The organism is Streptomyces sp. NPDC029292 (genome assembly GCF_055569295.1).
In genome coordinates this window covers 354,609-370,577 of the sequence record NZ_JBVHXR010000002.1, presented here as the reverse complement: position 1 = coordinate 370,577, position 15,969 = coordinate 354,609, and the positions used below count along the sequence as shown (strand labels likewise).

13 protein-coding genes and 1 pseudogene are annotated in these 15,969 nt (G+C 70.2%); 5 read left to right on the top strand and 9 right to left on the bottom strand.

Features of this window, described 5'->3' with window-relative positions; all coding sequences use genetic code 11:
- Positions 1-46: 46 nt before the first annotated feature.
- Complete coding sequence (cpaB, locus tag ACZ4WS_RS06530; RefSeq protein ID WP_467977744.1) at positions 47-760, bottom strand: Flp pilus assembly protein CpaB; 714 nt, start codon at positions 758-760, stop codon at positions 47-49.
- Positions 761-921: 161 nt separating this feature from the next.
- Positions 922-1,797 (bottom strand): hypothetical protein, encoded by an 876-nt coding sequence (locus ACZ4WS_RS06525; RefSeq protein WP_467977742.1) that lies wholly within the window; start codon positions 1,795-1,797, stop codon positions 922-924.
- Positions 1,798-2,176: 379 nt separating this feature from the next.
- Here ACZ4WS_RS06525 and ACZ4WS_RS06520 point away from each other — a divergent pair, with 379 nt between their 5' ends.
- From ACZ4WS_RS06520 to ACZ4WS_RS06510, 3 genes and pseudogenes are all read left to right on the top strand, one after another.
- Entirely contained in the window at positions 2,177-3,871 is a 1,695-nt protein-coding gene (locus ACZ4WS_RS06520) for a chitinase (RefSeq protein WP_467977741.1), read from the top strand.
- A 241-nt stretch (positions 3,872-4,112) separates the two neighbouring features.
- Positions 4,113-4,376, top strand: a pseudogene (locus ACZ4WS_RS06515) (hypothetical protein); the annotation flags it as partial.
- A gap of 301 nt (positions 4,377-4,677) precedes the next feature.
- Complete coding sequence (locus ACZ4WS_RS06510; RefSeq protein ID WP_467977739.1) at positions 4,678-6,057, top strand: M14 family metallopeptidase; 1,380 nt, start codon at positions 4,678-4,680, stop codon at positions 6,055-6,057.
- 50 nt (positions 6,058-6,107) lie between these two features.
- On the opposite strand, the gene ACZ4WS_RS06505 is transcribed toward ACZ4WS_RS06510, so the two are convergent.
- The 5 genes from ACZ4WS_RS06505 to ACZ4WS_RS06485 form a co-directional block, all read right to left on the bottom strand.
- The gene (locus ACZ4WS_RS06505; protein ID WP_467977737.1) at positions 6,108-6,665 is read right to left on the bottom strand and encodes a hypothetical protein; all 558 of its coding nucleotides are present in this window, start codon (positions 6,663-6,665) and stop codon (positions 6,108-6,110) included.
- 121 nt (positions 6,666-6,786) lie between these two features.
- The gene (locus ACZ4WS_RS06500) at positions 6,787-8,271 is read right to left on the bottom strand and encodes a GntP family permease (RefSeq protein WP_467977735.1); all 1,485 of its coding nucleotides are present in this window, start codon (positions 8,269-8,271) and stop codon (positions 6,787-6,789) included.
- A 201-nt stretch (positions 8,272-8,472) separates the two neighbouring features.
- The gene (locus ACZ4WS_RS06495) at positions 8,473-8,883 is read right to left on the bottom strand and encodes a RidA family protein (RefSeq protein ID WP_467977733.1); all 411 of its coding nucleotides are present in this window, start codon (positions 8,881-8,883) and stop codon (positions 8,473-8,475) included.
- Between the two features lie 7 nt (positions 8,884-8,890).
- Positions 8,891-9,646, bottom strand: coding sequence for an IclR family transcriptional regulator (locus ACZ4WS_RS06490; protein WP_467977731.1), 756 nt, complete (start codon positions 9,644-9,646; stop codon positions 8,891-8,893).
- Complete coding sequence (locus ACZ4WS_RS06485) at positions 9,643-10,755, bottom strand: sugar kinase (protein WP_467978327.1); 1,113 nt, start codon at positions 10,753-10,755, stop codon at positions 9,643-9,645. Before ACZ4WS_RS06485 ends, ACZ4WS_RS06490 begins: the two co-directional genes overlap by 4 nt.
- Positions 10,756-10,962: 207 nt before the next feature.
- On the opposite strand from ACZ4WS_RS06485, the gene ACZ4WS_RS06480 reads away from it, so the two are divergent.
- Together ACZ4WS_RS06480 and ACZ4WS_RS06475 are read left to right on the top strand one after the other, a co-directional pair.
- Positions 10,963-12,240: an amino acid deaminase gene (locus ACZ4WS_RS06480; protein ID WP_467977729.1), complete on the top strand. Its 1,278-nt coding sequence runs from the start codon at positions 10,963-10,965 to the stop codon at positions 12,238-12,240.
- 8 nt (positions 12,241-12,248) lie between these two features.
- A complete protein-coding gene (locus ACZ4WS_RS06475) occupies positions 12,249-13,856 on the top strand; it encodes an N-acyl-D-amino-acid deacylase family protein (protein WP_467977727.1) in 1,608 nt (535 codons plus the stop codon).
- 21 nt (positions 13,857-13,877) lie between these two features.
- Here ACZ4WS_RS06475 and ACZ4WS_RS06470 read toward each other — a convergent pair whose 3' ends face one another.
- Both ACZ4WS_RS06470 and ACZ4WS_RS06465 read right to left on the bottom strand, forming a co-directional pair.
- The gene (locus tag ACZ4WS_RS06470) at positions 13,878-14,762 is read right to left on the bottom strand and encodes a S1 family peptidase (RefSeq protein ID WP_467977725.1); all 885 of its coding nucleotides are present in this window, start codon (positions 14,760-14,762) and stop codon (positions 13,878-13,880) included.
- A 495-nt stretch (positions 14,763-15,257) separates the two neighbouring features.
- The gene (locus ACZ4WS_RS06465; RefSeq protein WP_467977724.1) at positions 15,258-15,917 is read right to left on the bottom strand and encodes a hypothetical protein; all 660 of its coding nucleotides are present in this window, start codon (positions 15,915-15,917) and stop codon (positions 15,258-15,260) included.
- Positions 15,918-15,969 lie beyond the last annotated feature (52 nt).

Sequence of the window (15,969 nt, the reverse complement as noted above, 5' to 3'; positions counted from 1 at the left end):
TGGCCATCGGTACCGCCCCGTAGGCGTGGACCTCATGCGCGGCCTCCTACTTGTCCTCGTCGAGGGTGTACGTACGGTCGCCGGGCGGGACGGTCGTGTCGGAGCCGCCCGCGACCAGGGCGAGCCGGACGTGTTCGGCGAACGACTCGGCGTACGCGACGCGTTGGGCGTCGGCGGTGTCGAGCGCGAAGGTGATGGGGACGGCCTGGGTGGCGGTGCGGCTGCGCTCGGAGCTGGACTGGCCGGGGTCGAGCGCGGTGAGCTTGCCGACGTCGATGACGCGGGCGTTCTCGACGATGACCTTGGACTGGTCGGTGCCCTTGTCGTTCTGGGCCTTGAAGGTGGCGTAGATGTTGACCCGCGCGCCCGGGTTGATCTTGCCCGCGACACCCGTCGCCGCGTCGATCATGATCGCGATCTCCTGCTGGCCCGCCTCCAGCGCGGGCCGGTCCACGATCATGTCGGTCTGGAGCAGGGAGCCCTTCTCCAGCTGGGTGACCGCGATCTTTCCGCGGATCTGACTGAGCCGCGTGACGGCCGTGGACGACAGCCACCGCTTGGGCATCGAGATCTTCTCGAACTGGTCGGCCGACAGCTCCTTGTAGGGCGCGATGTCGCTCTTCAGGCGGTACGCCACCACCTCCGGGCCGACCTTGGAGTTCACGTCACGGATCACCGAGAGCACTCCGGCGAAGGCGCCCAGGGCGCACAGGGCCGAGAGGACCAGCAGGATGACGCCGCGGCGCTGGCGCGAGTTCACTGAATCTCACCTCGTAGTGGCTTACCGGGAACGGGCCGGAGCTGTCTTTCCTGCCGGGGGTCCGGGGGTTGTCCCCCGGGGTGATGCAGCATGCTCCGGACAACCTCGATCTGCGGGGGACGGCGGGGTCGGCGGTCGTGCCTGTTGTTGTTCAGGTGTGCTTACGTGGCGCCCCGGGGCAGCGCGCGTACAGAAGAGGCTGCCCGTACGGCGGGAGCCGGAAGCTCCGCCGGCGGGGGCAGCGGCGCGGCGCAGAACCCGCAGCGGTCACCGATGAGTTCGAGGCCGCACCAGTGGCACTCCTCCCGCCGGACGGACGACACGAGCTGGTAGAGCACGGAGACGTCGTACAGGCCGGCGGCGAACTCGACGAGGCGCGAGGTGCCCCACCAGCGGGCCGACTCCTCCGGCAGCGGCACGGTCGCGGCACTCTGGACGCGCCAGCCGGGCGCGAGGGTCGCCGTGACCCAGTCGGAGGGCGGCTGGCCCTCGGCGACGAGCAGCCGGGTGCCGAACTCGGGCCCGGCCAGCTCCTCTTGGCCGACTCTGACGAGCTGCGGCCGTGGATTGGCGAGTACGGCGAACTGGGCGCCCGGCACCCACGACTTGGCGTGCGCCTTCAGGGTCACCGGGATCCGGTCGAGCTTGGTGACCGAGCCGAGCAGGGCGCCGGCGTAGATGTAGTGGGCGAGCAGGCGGGCGGAGGAGGCGAGTACGCCGGGGCTGAAGTCGCAGACCGACAGCTGCCGCAACTGCTGGGCCAGCAGGGCGAGTCCGAGCGGCGGCAGGTCGATGCCGAGCAGCGCGATGCGGTCGCTCTCCAGGACGGAGCGGACCGTGTGCAGCCGCCGGGTGACCTCCCCGGGGACCGAGGCCGGGTAGAGCGAGATGACGTACCCGTGCTGCTCGATGAGCGCGTGCATCCCGGTGAGGGAGTTCTCGAGGGTGTCGAGCGGCTGGACGACCGCGGGCGGGGTCTGCCGGTCGTGCGGTGGCAGCACCAGATCGGGACTGGTGACGGCTATCGCGGTCGGCACGCTGCACACACCCCGTTCACTGCGGCGGGGTGGTCAACCGCCGCCTCAGATGGCCCCTGTTTCGCCATGGACCGTCACAGATGGCGACAGATCGTCACTGTGACGTCCTCCTGCATCTGCACCATATCCACGGCATGCCCCGCTCAACACCGAATCCCCGAGATCATCTCACCGAAGGTGCGGGCGTGATCAACGCAGAGTGAGGCGAACATGCCACAACTCGGGGGCCCGGCAGGGACGTTGAAGGTTCCAGAGGTCTTGACAACCGAATTGGTCTGGACCAGCTTGTACGTCAACGGTGGCCACCGTTCCGTATCCCTTCCCCTCGTCTCCCCTCCCCTCCCCCTCATCGGAGGTCCCAGTGGACCGCGTATCAGGCATGCCCGGACGCAGACGCACCTGGGCGGGACTCCTCGCCGCCGCCCTCGCCGCGTCAGCCCTCACCCTCACCGGCCTCGCCACCGACGCCTCGGCCGCCGACGTCAACAACGCCAAGAACGGCGGCTACGAGTCGGGCCTGAGCAACTGGACCTGTTCCGCGAGCAGCGGTACGACCGTCTCCTCGCCGGTGCACGGCGGCTCCGCCGCGCTGAAGGCCACGCCCGCCGGGCAGGACAACGCCCAGTGCACCCAGGCGGTCGCCGTCCAGCCGAACTCCACGTACACGCTGAGCGCCTGGGTGCAGGGCGGGTACGCCTACCTCGGCGCGACGGGCACGGGAACGACGGACGTGTCGACGTGGACGCCCGACTCCTCCTCCTGGAAGCAGCTGACGACCACCTTCACCACGGGCGCGTCGACGACCTCGGTGACGGTGTACACGCACGGCTGGTACGGACAGGCCGCGTACTACGCGGACGACCTGTCGGTGTACGGCCCCGACGGCGGCGGTGGCACCGACCCGGCCCCGACGATCCCCGCGGCGCCGGCCGGTCTGGCCGTCGCGTCCACGACCTCCTCGTCCGTCTCACTGTCCTGGAGCACGGTGTCGGGCGCGACCGGCTACAACGTCTACCAGGACGGCACCAAGGTCCAGTCGGTGACGGGGACTTCGGCGACCGTCTCCGGACTCGCCGCCTCGACCTCGTACTCCTTCCAGGTCACGGCGACGAACTCGGCCGGTGAGTCGGCGAAGTCGTCGGCGGTCACCGGTACGACGACCGCGTCCTCGAGCGGCGGCGGTGGCACCGTGCCCGCCCACGCCGTCACGGGCTACTGGCAGAACTTCAACAACGGCGCGACCGTCCAGAAGATCTCCGACGTGCAGTCCGCGTACGACATCATCGCCGTCGCCTTCGCCGACGCCACCACCACACCCGGCGCGGTGAGCTTCACCCTCGACTCGGCCGGGCTGGGCGGCTACACCGTCGACCAGTTCAAGGCGGACATCAAGGCCAAGCAGGCCGCGGGCAAGAAGGTCATCATCTCCATCGGCGGCCAGAACGGCACGGTGTCGGTGAGCGACTCGGCCTCCGCGACGAACTTCGCGAACTCCGTCTACTCCCTCATGCAGACGTACGGCTTCGACGGCGTCGACATCGACCTGGAGAACGGCCTCAACGCGACGTACATGTCGCAGGCCCTGAGGTCCCTCTCCACGAAGGCGGGCTCGTCCCTCGTCATCACGATGGCCCCGCAGACGATCGACATGCAGTCCACCTCGAACACCTACTTCCAGACGGCCCTGAACATCAAGGACATCCTGACCGTCGTCAACATGCAGTACTACAACAGCGGTTCGATGCTCGGCTGCGACGGCAAGGTGTACAGCCAGGGCTCGGTGGACTTCCTGACGGCCCTCGCCTGCATCCAGCTGGAGGGCGGCCTGTCCCCGGCCCAGGTGGGCCTCGGCCTCCCGGCCTCCACCAGCGGCGCGGGCAGCGGCTATGTCTCGCCCACCATCGTGAACAACGCCCTCGACTGCCTCACCCAGGGCACGAACTGCGGCACCTTCAAGCCGTCCAAGACGTACCCCACCCTGCGCGGCGCCATGACCTGGTCCACGAACTGGGACGCGGCGGCGGGCAACGCGTGGTCGAACGCGGTGGGTCCGCACGTGCACGCGCTCGGCTGACAGCCGACACCGCTAGCCGCTAGCCGCTAGCCGCTAGCCGACAGAGATACGGAAGCCGCCTGCCCCCGGACGCTGCACGCGCCGGGGGTCGGGCGGCTCTTTCTACGGGTCCAGCGCACCGGGTAGGCCGCCTGGGCCCGAAGCAGGTTGAAACATTTCCGTGGGCCCGGCGCATCAATGAGGTGAGGCGGTACGAAGCAGGCACTGGGGGCGCGCATGAGAGAGGTCCGGGCGGACGGCTGCGGACCAGCTCTTCGGCTCCGACGCCGAGACCCTGCCCGACGGCACGAAGATCGCCACGCATCAGGTTCCCGGCGAGAAGGGCGGCGCCGGAGTCGTCATGTGGACCGCCGACACCCTCAGGACCGACGGCCTGCGGGTGGTGGTCAGCGCCTTCAACTCCGGCAGCCAGAGCAGCGCCGCGACGCGCAAGGCACCGGCGCTCACAATGAAGCAGCTCAAGGCGATCGCCACCAGCGAGACGTGGCGCAAGGTCGCCTCCTGACCGAGCTGCCGCACGACCCGGGGGCACCGCCCGGGATAGCCCGGGACGACCCGTGACGGCCTCAGCCCGTCGCGCCACCGGCCGGGCATACGCCACGCGTACGCCCGGCCGATTTTCGGCCGATTCCCGCCACCGGCCCTTTATCCACTCTTGACCTGCTCATGCCACACCCCCACCATGAGCGCCACACCCGCGCACACCCGTACTTCGCACCCGCACCAAGTACGTCGCACTGAACCACCCCCCGCTCCACTCCCCACTTCCGGAGACCCCGGAATCCCTGGAGAAACAAGGAGACTTCATGCGACTTCGCATACGCGGCAGCGGCAGCGGCAACCTCAACGGCAAAAGCAGAAGCGGCCGGCGTACCGCCGCCCTCGCCGTGCTCGCGGCCCTCGCCCTCGCGGCCCCCCTCACCGCCACGGCCACCGACGCCACGGCGAGCGGAGTGAAGGCCCCCGCGCCCTCGTCCGACGACATCCGCCAGTACGAGATCCACCAGAGCACCACACCGGTGACCCGTGCGGCGATCCAGCAGACCGGCGTCAGCGTGGACGAGGCCGACGAGGAGACCGTCGTCGTCTCCGGCCGCGCGGACCAGATCAAGAAGCTGCGCCAACTCGGTTACGACGTCTCACTGCTGGGGTCGGCACCGAACCGTGCGAGCAGTGCCGACGACGTACGGATCCTCGACTTCCCGACGGCGGACTCGAAGTACCACAACTACGCCGAGACGAACACGGAGATCGACCAGCGGCTCGCGGCGTACCCGAGCATCATGAGCAAGAAGGTGATCGGCAAGTCGTACCAGGGCCGGGACATCGTCGCCATCAAGGTCAGCGACAACGTCGCGACCGACGAGGCGGAGCCCGAGGTCCTCTTCACCTTCCACCAGCACGCCCGCGAGCACCTCACCGTCGAGATGGCGCTGTATCTGCTACGCGAACTCGGCGCGGGCTACGGCTCCGACTCCCGCGTCACCAACATGGTGAACAACCGCGAGATCTGGATCGTCCCGGACCTGAACCCCGACGGCGGCGAGTACGACATCGCCACCGGCTCGTACCGCTCGTGGCGCAAGAACCGCCAGCCCAACTCCGGTTCGTCGTACGTCGGTACGGACCTCAACCGCAACTGGAACTACAAGTTCGGCTGCTGCGGCGGCTCTTCGGGCTCCACGTCCTCCGAGACCTACCGCGGCGCGTCCGCCGAGTCCGCCCCCGAGGTGAAGGTGGTCGCCGACTTCGTACGCGGCCGGGTCGTCGGCGGCAAGCAGCAGATCACCGCCGGGATCGACTTCCACACGTACAGCGAACTGGTGCTGTGGCCCTTCGGGTACACCACGTCCGACACGGCGACGGGCATGACGACCGACGACCGCAACGCGTTCGCCGCCGTCGGCCAGAAGATGGCCGCCAGCAACGGCTACACGCCCGAGCAGTCCAGCGACCTGTACATCACGGACGGCTCGATCGACGACTACCTCTGGGGCACCCAGAAGATCTTCAGCTACACCTTCGAGATGTACCCGACGTCCAGCTCCGGCGGCGGCTTCTACCCGCCCGACGAGGTCATCGAGCGCGAGACATCACGCAACCGCGACGCGGTACTGCAACTCCTGGAGAACGCCGACTGCATGTACCGGTCGATCGGCAAGGAGGCGCAGTACTGCGCGAGCTGAGCGGGTTGAGCAAGCCGAGAGAGCCGAGCGAGCTGAGCCAGCCGACCGGGCTATTCCTGGAAGTAGGCGTCCAGGACCTCGTCGAGCTGCGTCTCCCACTCCTTGAAGCGCGCCCGGGCCGTCGCCTCGATCTCGATCGGGTACCAGCGGCGGTCCGGTGTGTGCACCGTGATGGTGAACCGCTTCCCGAAGCGGGGCGTCTCCGTCTCGACGGCCCCGATCTCGTCCCAGCGGAACTCCGCCTCCTGGTCGTCCAGGCGCAGTCGTACGCCGCTGTGGTCGGCCGCGATCGAGGCGCGCCGGTCGGACGCCTCGAAGACGGGGCCGTCGGGGTCGGGCGCCTCGGCTTCGGCGGACTCCTCCTCTGCCTCATCGTCGGGGTCGGCGTCGGCGTCGGCCTCATCCTCGGCCTCGGCCTCATCCTGGTCGGAAGCCGCCTCCTCGGCGGTGACCTCGTCAGAGGCGGCTTCCTCGGTCTCCTCGACCTCGGCGTCCTGCACCGCGTCTTCCGGCTCCGCGGGCGCGGGTGACGTGAGCCCGGGGATGTACGCCGGGTTGACCGCGGCGGCATCCAGGGGCTGACTCTTCGAACCTATGCGCTGCTCCACAGCGGGCAGTATGGTCGACGATCCTGTGTCAGCAACAGTCAGCCCCTGGATCACAGGGTCAGTTGACGCCTTTCGTGGGCTGGAGGTCGTGGGCTGGAGGTCGTGGACTGGACGTCGCGGGCTAGACGAAGAGGCTCAGTACCGCCGCCATCGCGAAGCCCGCCACCGACAGGACCGACTCCAGGACCGTCCAGGTCTTGAGCGTGTCGCGCTCGCTGATGCCGAAGTACTTGGCGACCATCCAGAAACCGCCGTCGTTGACGTGCGAGGCGAAGATGGAGCCCGCCGAGATCGCCATGATGACCAGGGCGACGAAAGCCTGGGAGTGGTCGCCTTCGGCCAGCAGGGGCGCCACGATGCCCGCCGTCGTGACGATCGCGACCGTCGCCGAGCCCTGGGCGACCCGCAGGACCAGGGAGATCAGGTAGGAGAGGACGATCACCGGAAGGCCGACGTCGTTGAAGGTGTCCGAGAGGGCCTGGGCGACACCGCTCGCCTTCAGTACGGCGCCGAAGATACCGCCCGCGCCGACCACCAGCAGGATGTTGCCGACCGGCTTCAGGGACGAGGTCGACACGGTCTCCAGGGACTTGCGGGACCAGCCGCGGCGGATGCCCAGCAGGTAGTACGCGAGAAGCAGGGCGATCGTCAGAGCCACGAACGGGCTGCCGAAGAACTCGATCACCGAACGGCCCGTGGAGGGGTCGAGGGCGATCGACGAGAAGGTGGCCGCCAGGATCAGCACCAGCGGCGTACCGATGATGCCGAGGACCGTGCCCAGCGGCACCGGCTTCTCACGCGGCTCCACTCCCGCCGCGCGCTGCTCCTCGATGACGGCCAGCTTGGCCTCGGCGGCGGCCTCGACCATGTCCTGCGGTACGGCGACGAAGATCCGCTTGCCGATCCAGGCGGCGTAGACCCAGGCGGCGAGCACGGCGGGGAGGCCGCAGACGACGCCCATGAGGATGACCCAGCCGAGCTGTACGTGGAGCAGTCCCGCGGCGGCGACCGGACCCGGGTGCGGGGGCAGGAACGCGTGGGTCATCGACAGGCCCGCCAGCAGCGGCAGGCAGTAGAGCAGGATCGACTTGCCCGAGCGCTTGGCGGCGGCGTACACGATCGGCGCGAGGACGAAGATGCCGACGTCGAAGAAGACCGGGATGCCGAAGATCAGGCCCGTGAGGCCCATGGCCAGGGGCGCCCGCTTCTCGCCGAAGAGGTTCAGCAGCCGGGACGCCAACACCTCGGCGCCGCCGCTGACTTCGAGGATCGCGCCGAGCATCGTGCCCAGGCCGATGATGATCGCGACATGGCCGAGGATGCCGCCCATGCCTGACTCGATGGTGGAGACCGCGTCGGAGCGCTGGACCGTGCCGAAGAGTTCGGTGACCGAGAGTCCGGCCGCGAGGCCGACGGCTATGGAGACGGCGAGCAGCGCGACGAACGGCTGGATCCTGGCCTTGATGATCAGGAAGAGGAGGAGCGCGATACCGAGGGCGGCGACCGTGAGCAGCCCCGCGGTGCCGTCGACGAGGAGGAGCAGACCGCCGGTGTGGACCGGCGCCGGGGCGGCTGGGGCTGTCGCGGCGAGCGGATGGGAGAGCAAGGGGGACCTCTTCTTAAGTACATGGTGCTTTCGGGCAGGGGGGATCGCGGCACGACGCCCCAGGGGTGAGGGGTGCCGTGCCGTGATGACATACGGGGTGCGGGAGTTGATGGAGCATCAGCCCGTGTGGGGCGTCAGTCCATGTGAGGCGTCAGTCCATGTGAGGCATCGGCCCACGTGCGGCGTCGGCTCCTGTGGGCGTCAGCCGAGTACGGCGAGCGCGTCGATCTCGATGAGGAGTCCGGCCGGCAGACCGACGTAGACCGTCGTGCGGGCGGCGGGGGGCGCGGTGAGGCCCTGCTCCTCGAAGTAGGTGTTGTAGATCTGGTTCATCTCGGCGAAGTGGTCGACGTCCGTGAGGTAGACGCGGATCATCATCGCGTCGTCCCAGGTCGCGCCGCCCTCTTCGAGGATCGCCTGAACGTTGGCGAGGGTCTGGAGGGTCTGCTCGCGCAGGGTGGGCCCGGCGGGCGTGGGCGGCTTGCCCTCCTCGGCCGGCAGGAAGCCGACCTGCCCGGCCACCTGCAGGATGTTCCCCTTCTTCACGCCGTGCGAGAACTTGGCGGGCGGGGTGGTGTGGGTCTTGGGGGTGAGGGCGATCTTCTCAGTCATGCTGCATTCATTCCTTCGTGGAGGACTTGCCGGAGTACTCGCGGCTGATGGCGTCCGCCGTACGGCGCACCAGCGGGAGCAGCGTGAGGAGTTCGTCGGCGGTGACGACGACGTTGGGCGCGGAGACCGACATCGCGGCGACGACCCGTCCGTCGGTGCCTCGGATGGGGGCGGCCACGCAGTTGATGGATTCCTCGTGGCCGCCGAGGTCGGTGGCCCAGCCCTGTTCGCGCACCGTCGCCAGCTCCTTGAGGAAGGCAGCGGCGCCCGGGATCGAACGGGCCGTGTACATGGGGTAGTCGAGCTTCTCCGCGAGGGCGCGGCGCTCGGCTTCGGGGAGGTCGGCGAGGAGGAGCTTCGCGACGGCGGCGACGGTGATGGCGACGGGCTTCCCGATCCGCGAGTACATCCGCACGGGGTAGCGGCTCTCCACCTTGTCGATGTAGAGGACCTCGCCCTCCTCGTGCACCGCGAGGTGGACGGTGTGCCCGCACTGCTCGTTGAGGCGTACGAGGTGGGGGTGGGCGATCTCGCGGATGTCGAGGTTCTCGACGGCCTCCTGGGCGAGGGCGAAGAGACGGGCGCCGAGGCGGTAGCGCTGGTCCGACTGGCGGTAGACGAGCCCGTGCTCGTGCAGGGTGCGCAGGAGGCGGAGCGCCGTGGACTTGTGCACGCCGAGGCGGTCGGCGACCTGCCCGAGGTCGGCGGGTCCCTCGGCGAGGAGCGGCAGGATGCTCAGCGCCCGGTCGACGGTCTGGCTCATGGGGTACATACCTCCTCGTCGGCCCGCGTGACGGCTTCGGTCCAGCCGGGGCCGAGTCGAAGTGTCTCCCACGCACTGTCGTCCAGAGCGGCCAGCCGGTCGGCGTGGTCGCGCGCGGGAGGTGCGGCGAGGTCGCCGGGGACGGTGAGGGCGGCGGCCGCCATGAGGTGGCCGTGCCGGAGCCGCTCCCGGGCGGTCAGTCCCCGCAGGGTCGCGGAGAGGAAACCGGCGGCGAAGGCGTCTCCGGCACCGACGGCGGCCACGACGTCGACCCGCAGGGCCCGTACGAACGTGGCAGTGTCCGTGACGATGTCCGTGGCTGTGTCCGTGGCGATGTCCGTGGCTGTGTCCGTGGCGATGTCCGGGGCGGTGTCCGTGGCGATGTCCGTGGCGTCCTCGACGCCCCCGCCGTCCTCGGCCCTTCCGTCGACGCTCTTCTCGAACACGATCGCCCCGCCCCTGCCCTGCTTGACGACCAGGACGTCCGGCTCGGGAAGCGCCGCCCGGATCGCGGCGGCGCCTCGCAGCCCCCAGGCCTCCCGGGCCTCGTCGTCGCCGACGAACACGATGTCGGCGCCGCGCGCGAGGTCGAGCAGTACCCGCGGCGTGCCGGCGTCGCGCCACAGCCCCGGGCGGTGGTTGACGTCGAAGGAGACGAGCGGGCGGCCGGGGCGGGGTGCGGTGAGTTCGCGCATCAGACCGAGGCAGTCGCCGGAGAGCGCGGCGGTGATCCCGGAGAGGTGGAGGACACGGCCCGCGCGGACGGCGTCCAGGTCCACGTTCTGCACGGCCATCGCGGAGGCCGCGGACCCCGCCCGGTAGTACGCCACTTCGTGGGCGTCGGTCGCCCGGTCCCCCGCGGTGCGGAAGTAGATGCCGGTCGGACGCCCGGGATCACGTCGTACGGCGGAGGTGTCGACGCCGTACGAGGTGATCGCCTCCACCAGGTGGTCGCCGAACCCGTCGGCGCCGACCCGCCCGACCCACCGCACGGAGTGCCCCGCGGCGGCGAGCACGCACGCCACGTTCGACTCCGCGCCGCCGATCCCCCGCTCGAAGGACGGCACGTCGGCGAGGCGCCCGGCGCGCGTGGGCAGGAACGTGACCATGGACTCGCCGAGCGCGACGACGTCGAAGGGGGCGACATCGTGGGATGCGGCACAGGCCTGCCCGTTGATGGTCACGATGGTGGGGACTCCTCGCTCTCGCGGCCAACGGCACCGTTGACCCTGCGTTGGCTGGGATGTTAGACAGCAGTAAGCGACATACGCAATGACCGTTGCAGACAGTGCAACGCACCTCACCAGGGAGGCCCCATGGGCGCCGACACCGCCGCAGCACCACTGGCCGCTCTCACGGCGGAGCGCGTCGACCACCGCTTCAAGGGCCTCCCCCCGGACGCCGCGGGCCTGACCGTCGGCGAGCTCGCCGCCCAGCGCCGCAACCTCTTCACCGGCGGCTTCACCACCCCCGTCCTCGCCCTCTCCGCCGAGCGTCTGACGCACAACCTCGCCCTCATGGAGACCTACGCGGCCCGCCACGGCCTCACCTTCGCCCCGCACGGCAAGACCTCGATGGCCCCGCAGCTGTTCTGGCGGCAGATCGAGCACGGTGCCTGGGGCATCACGCTCGCGGTCCCTCACCAGGTGCGCGTGGCACGGGAGTTCGGGATCGACCGGATCTTCCTCGCGAACGAACTCGTCGACGCGGCGGCACTGCGCTGGATCGCCTCCGAGCTGGCGAAGGACCCGGACTTCCGATTCATCTGTTACGTCGACTCCGTACGCGGCGTCGCCCTGATGGACGCCGCCCTGCGCGGGACCTCCCGCCCGGTGGACGTCGTCGTCGAACTCGCCGCCGGTGAGGGCGCGCGTACCGGCGTCCGTACGGAGGCGGAGTGCGCGGCGGTCGCGGACGCGGTGGCCGCGACCGCGACGCTGCGGCTGGTGGGTGTGGCGGGCTACGAGGGCGAGGTCCCGGGCGCCGACCCGGAGCGCGTGCACGCCTGGCTGCGCCGTCTGACCGCGCTCGCGGCGGAGTTCGACAAGGCGGGCCGGTTCGCGGGCCGCGAGGAGATCGTCGTCAGCGCGGGCGGCAGCGCCTGGTTCGACGCGGTCGCGGACGTCTTCGCCGAGCTCCCCGAACTGTCGCTGCCCGTCCTGAAGTTGCTGCGCTCCGGTGCGTACGTCTCGCACGACGACGGCCACTACCGCAAGCTCACCCCGTTCACCCGCGTCCCGGAGGAGGGCGCCCTCCACCCCGCCTTCCGCCTCTGGGCCCAGGTCGTCTCCCGCCCCTCCCCCGAGCAGGCCTTCGCCAACGCGGGCAAGCGGGACGCGGCGTACGACCTGGATCTGCCCGAGGCGCAGGCGGTGCGCCGCGGCGGTGCCGAGCACCCGGCCGCCGGCATCACGGTCACCGGCCTCTCGGACCAGCACGCCTGGCTGCGTACGACCCCGGAGGCGGACCTCCAGGTGGGCGACTGGATCGGCATGGGCCTCTCGCACCCCTGCACGTCCTTCGACAAGTGGCAGCTGATTCCGCTGGTGGAGGCGGACGGCACGGTCGTCGACTACATCCGCACGTACTTCTAGGAGCGGCCATGGACCTCGTCATCCGTGACGCGGACGTCGTGGACGGCACCGGCGCGCCCTCGTACCGCGCCGATGTGGTCGTCGACGACGGCAGAATCGTCTCGATCGTCAAGGAGGCCGCGGCAGCGGGCTGCCAACGCCCCATCGCCACCCGGGTGTTGGACGCCGAGGGCCTGGTCCTCTCCCCCGGATTCATCGACATGCACGCGCACAGCGACCTCGCGCTGCTCAGGGACCCGGACCACAGCGCGAAGGCCGCGCAGGGGGTGACCCTCGAAGTCATCGGCCAGGACGGCCTGTCGTACGCACCGGTCGACGACCGTACGCTCGCCGAGGTGCGCCGCACGATCACCGGCTGGAACGGCCACGGCGACGACATCGACTTCGACTGGCGTTCCGTCGGCGAGTACCTGGACCGCCTCGACCGGGGCATCGCGGTGAACGCCGCGTATCTCATCCCCCAGGGCACCGTCCGCATGCTCGCCGTCGGCTGGGAGGACCGCGAGGCCACGCCCCAGGAGCTGGACCGGATGCGGCAGTTGGTGGCCGACGGCTTGCGGGAGGGCGCGGTCGGCATGTCCTCCGGACTCACCTACACCCCCGGCATGTACGCCAAGGACGCCGAACTCACCGAGCTGTGCCGGGTGGTGGCCGAGCACGGCGGCTACTACTGCCCGCACCACCGCTCGTACGGGGCGGGCGCCCTGGAGGCGTACGAGGAGATGGTCGCCCTCACCCGCGAGGCCGGCTGCCCGCTCCACCTCGCCCACGCCACCATGAACTTCGGCGTGAACAAGGGCAGGGCCCCGGACCTGCTCGCCCTCCTGGACAAGGCGCTGGCGGAGGGCGCCGACATCAGCCTGGACACGTACCCCTACACCCCGGGCTGTACGACTCTCGTGGCGATGCTGCCGAGTTGGGCGAGCGAGGGCGGCCCCGAAGCGATCCTCGGCCGGCTGAGGGACGACTCGGTGGCGGAACGGATCCGGCACGACATGGAGGTCGTCGGCGCGGACGGCTGCCACGGCGTCCCCATCGAGTGGGACACCATCGAGATCTCCGGGGTGAGCGATCCCGGGCTCGCGTCGTACGTCGGCCGGACCGTCCAGGAGTCCGCGGACCTGCGCGGCGAGCGCCCGTGGATCACCGCCCGCCGCCTCCTGGTCGACGACGGTCTCGGCTCGACGATCCTCCAGCACGTCGGCCACGAGGAGAACGTCCAGGCGATCATGCGGCACCGGGTGCACACCGGCGGCTCCGACGGCATCCTGCGGGGCGACAAACCGCACCCGCGCGCGTACGGCACCTTCCCGCAGTATCTGGGCCGGTACGTACGGGAGTTGGGCGTCCTCTCCCTGGAGGAGTGCGTCGCCCACCTCACCGGCCGCCCTGCCGCCCGCCTGCGCCTGCCCGACCGCGGGCTCGTCCGCGAGGGACACCGCGCCGACCTCGTCCTGTTCGATCCGGACACGGTGGCCGCGGGTTCGACCTTCGAGGCGCCGCGCACGCTCCCGGTCGGCATCCCGCACGTCCTCGTCGACGGCCGGTTCGTGATCGAGGACGGGCGCCGGACGGACGTACTGGCGGGGCGGGCGGTCCGCCGGACTGCCGGGTGACCGCCCGCCGCCGCACAGGAGTTACGGCTTGGGCAGGGTGCACCCGCTCGCGCTCAGGTTGAGCTGGTTGCCGGTCGTGAAGCAGGCCGGTATCTGGTAAGTCTCCTCGGCGTAGTTGATGCCCTCATGGATGGTGACGTTGCCGCTCGCGTCCACCTCACAGGGGTTGTTCACCGTGCAGGTCTCGCCGTCCTCGTTGCCGGTGTTGTTGACGGCGACGACCTTGCCGGTGGACTGGTCGATGACCGGCGAGCCCGAGGTGCCGCCGATGGTGTTGCAGGCGGAGGTGTAGCGGACCGAGTCCTTCCAGGTCCAGTCGCCCTCCTTGAGGCGGTACACGAACCCGTCGATGTTGCAGCTGTAGAGCCGCTTCCAGTAGCCGGAGGCGACGGTGATGGCGGTGCCGGCGGTCGGGTGCGTGTCCTGCACGGTCAGCGCGCTGATGCCGTACGAGTTCTTGATCGTCGCGTAGGTGCTGGTGAGTTGGTAGATCGTGACGTCCGTGTCGGTCATCGTCGAGTACGCGACCTTGCCGGCGCGCAGCGTCGCGACCCGGGTGCCGGCCGAGTTGAGCAGGCCGAAGGTACGGCTGGACGACTGGCCGACGATCACCTCGCCGGGATCCGGGAAGCCGGTCTCCAGGCAGTGACCGTTGGAGAGCACGAGCGCCGGGTCGGTGTCCGCGGAGTTGGGGAAGCGGATGACCGAGCCGGAGCAGTTGCTGAGCGCGACGGTCCCGGCGAGGCTGACGGCCTGGAGGGTCGGCGTCGCCGCCGCCTTCGTGTCCACCTTGACCGCGGACGCCGACGCGGACGTCGACGCGGGCACGGGTGCCGCGACCGCGGGTGCCGCGCCCGCCCCGGCAATCACCAGGGCGAAGAGCGCGGCGACGAGAGGCTTTCTCATGTGGGGGTCCCCTCTTGCGACTTGGGTGACCGGAGGTCTTCCGGTCACCTTCCGTTTTGTCATGCGCATTGTGAGGGGATTGGGGCTGGGGGGCAAGGAGTTGTTTTTGGCCTGGCGTTCGGCTTGTTCGAGTGCCGCGCCGATGCACGCGAAAAGCGCCCACCCGGCGGTCGCGATCTCCGCTCCGAGTTCTCGGGAGCGGGCCTCGCGGTGGGGTGTGGTGCGGCTGACGAAGAACACCGTGGGCCCCATGGACGGCCCGCGATCGCGCAAGCTCTTGAGATCGGCGATCCCGGCGTCACGGTCCGGGCCGCGCTTCATGTCCGAGATCAGCGGGTCGATGCGGTTGACCCCGAGCACGTGCCCGGCCCGGTCCCGGTCCGCGGCCCACCCGGACCCGGGCACCCGGCCTCGCCACCGGCTCGTCGTTCACCAGCGCGAACTCCATGCCCTGCCTTCCCCCTTACGGCAGGGCCAACCCACTGGGACGCACGGCTACTTGGGCCGCTTCGAGGCTCCTTGGCCGTGGCCGTTCGAGTTCCCCGGGCCGGACGGGGCGCTGGTGGCGGCCGTGGCGGTCGTGGAGGTCACGGACGAGGGAGCCGCCGAGGCGCTCGCGGACGCCGTCCCACTCGGGGTGGCGGCACTCGGGCTCCCGGAGGCCCGGGACGTCCCGGAGGGGCCGGGCGACGGGTCCGCCGAGGACGTGCCGGTCATGCCGGAACCGTCCGTGGGTTCCGTGCCGATCAGCGAGGGCGAGGTGTTCTCCGGAACGCGGTCGCCCGTGCTCTTGGACGGCCCGGAGTCGAACAGTCCAGAGATCACCACGGCAAGGACGACGACGCACGCCGCGCCGCCCGCCACGGCCGCCCGGCGCAGCAGCCGGGCCCGGCGCCGGCGCTGCAGCCGGTCGCGGCGGCCCGACGGATCACCGGGGACGGCGTCGTGCTCCACGGTGTCGTGCTCGTGATCAACGGTTTCGTGCTCAAGGGTGTCGTCGTCACGGCTCTCGCTCGCGTGACGCTCGTACGCGTCCTCCCACCCGTGCGCGGCGGCAGGATCCGCGTATGCCTCGTAGGCCGGGGGCGCACCCCCGTCGCCCTGCGGGAGGTACACCCTCGGCGCGGTTTCGGGTTCGCCGGACTGCCAGGACATGGGCGCGCATTGTAGAGACCGCAAGGGCTTGCGGCGTAACGAGGAGACAAAG

Coding starts and splice junctions, on each gene's coding strand:
- ACZ4WS_RS06520 (WP_467977741.1), top strand. CDS start 2,177: ATGCCCGGACGCAGACGCACCTGGGCGGGACTCCTCGCCGCCGCCCTC.
- ACZ4WS_RS06510 (WP_467977739.1), top strand. CDS start 4,678: ATGCGACTTCGCATACGCGGCAGCGGCAGCGGCAACCTCAACGGCAAA.
- ACZ4WS_RS06495 (WP_467977733.1), bottom strand. CDS start 8,883: ATGACTGAGAAGATCGCCCTCACCCCCAAGACCCACACCACCCCGCCC.
- ACZ4WS_RS06490 (WP_467977731.1), bottom strand. CDS start 9,646: ATGAGCCAGACCGTCGACCGGGCGCTGAGCATCCTGCCGCTCCTCGCC.
- ACZ4WS_RS06485 (WP_467978327.1), bottom strand. CDS start 10,755: ATGGTCACGTTCCTGCCCACGCGCGCCGGGCGCCTCGCCGACGTGCCG.
- ACZ4WS_RS06480 (WP_467977729.1), top strand. CDS start 10,963: ATGGGCGCCGACACCGCCGCAGCACCACTGGCCGCTCTCACGGCGGAG.
- ACZ4WS_RS06475 (WP_467977727.1), top strand. CDS start 12,249: ATGGACCTCGTCATCCGTGACGCGGACGTCGTGGACGGCACCGGCGCG.
- ACZ4WS_RS06470 (WP_467977725.1), bottom strand. CDS start 14,762: ATGAGAAAGCCTCTCGTCGCCGCGCTCTTCGCCCTGGTGATTGCCGGG.
- ACZ4WS_RS06465 (WP_467977724.1), bottom strand. CDS start 15,917: ATGTCCTGGCAGTCCGGCGAACCCGAAACCGCGCCGAGGGTGTACCTC.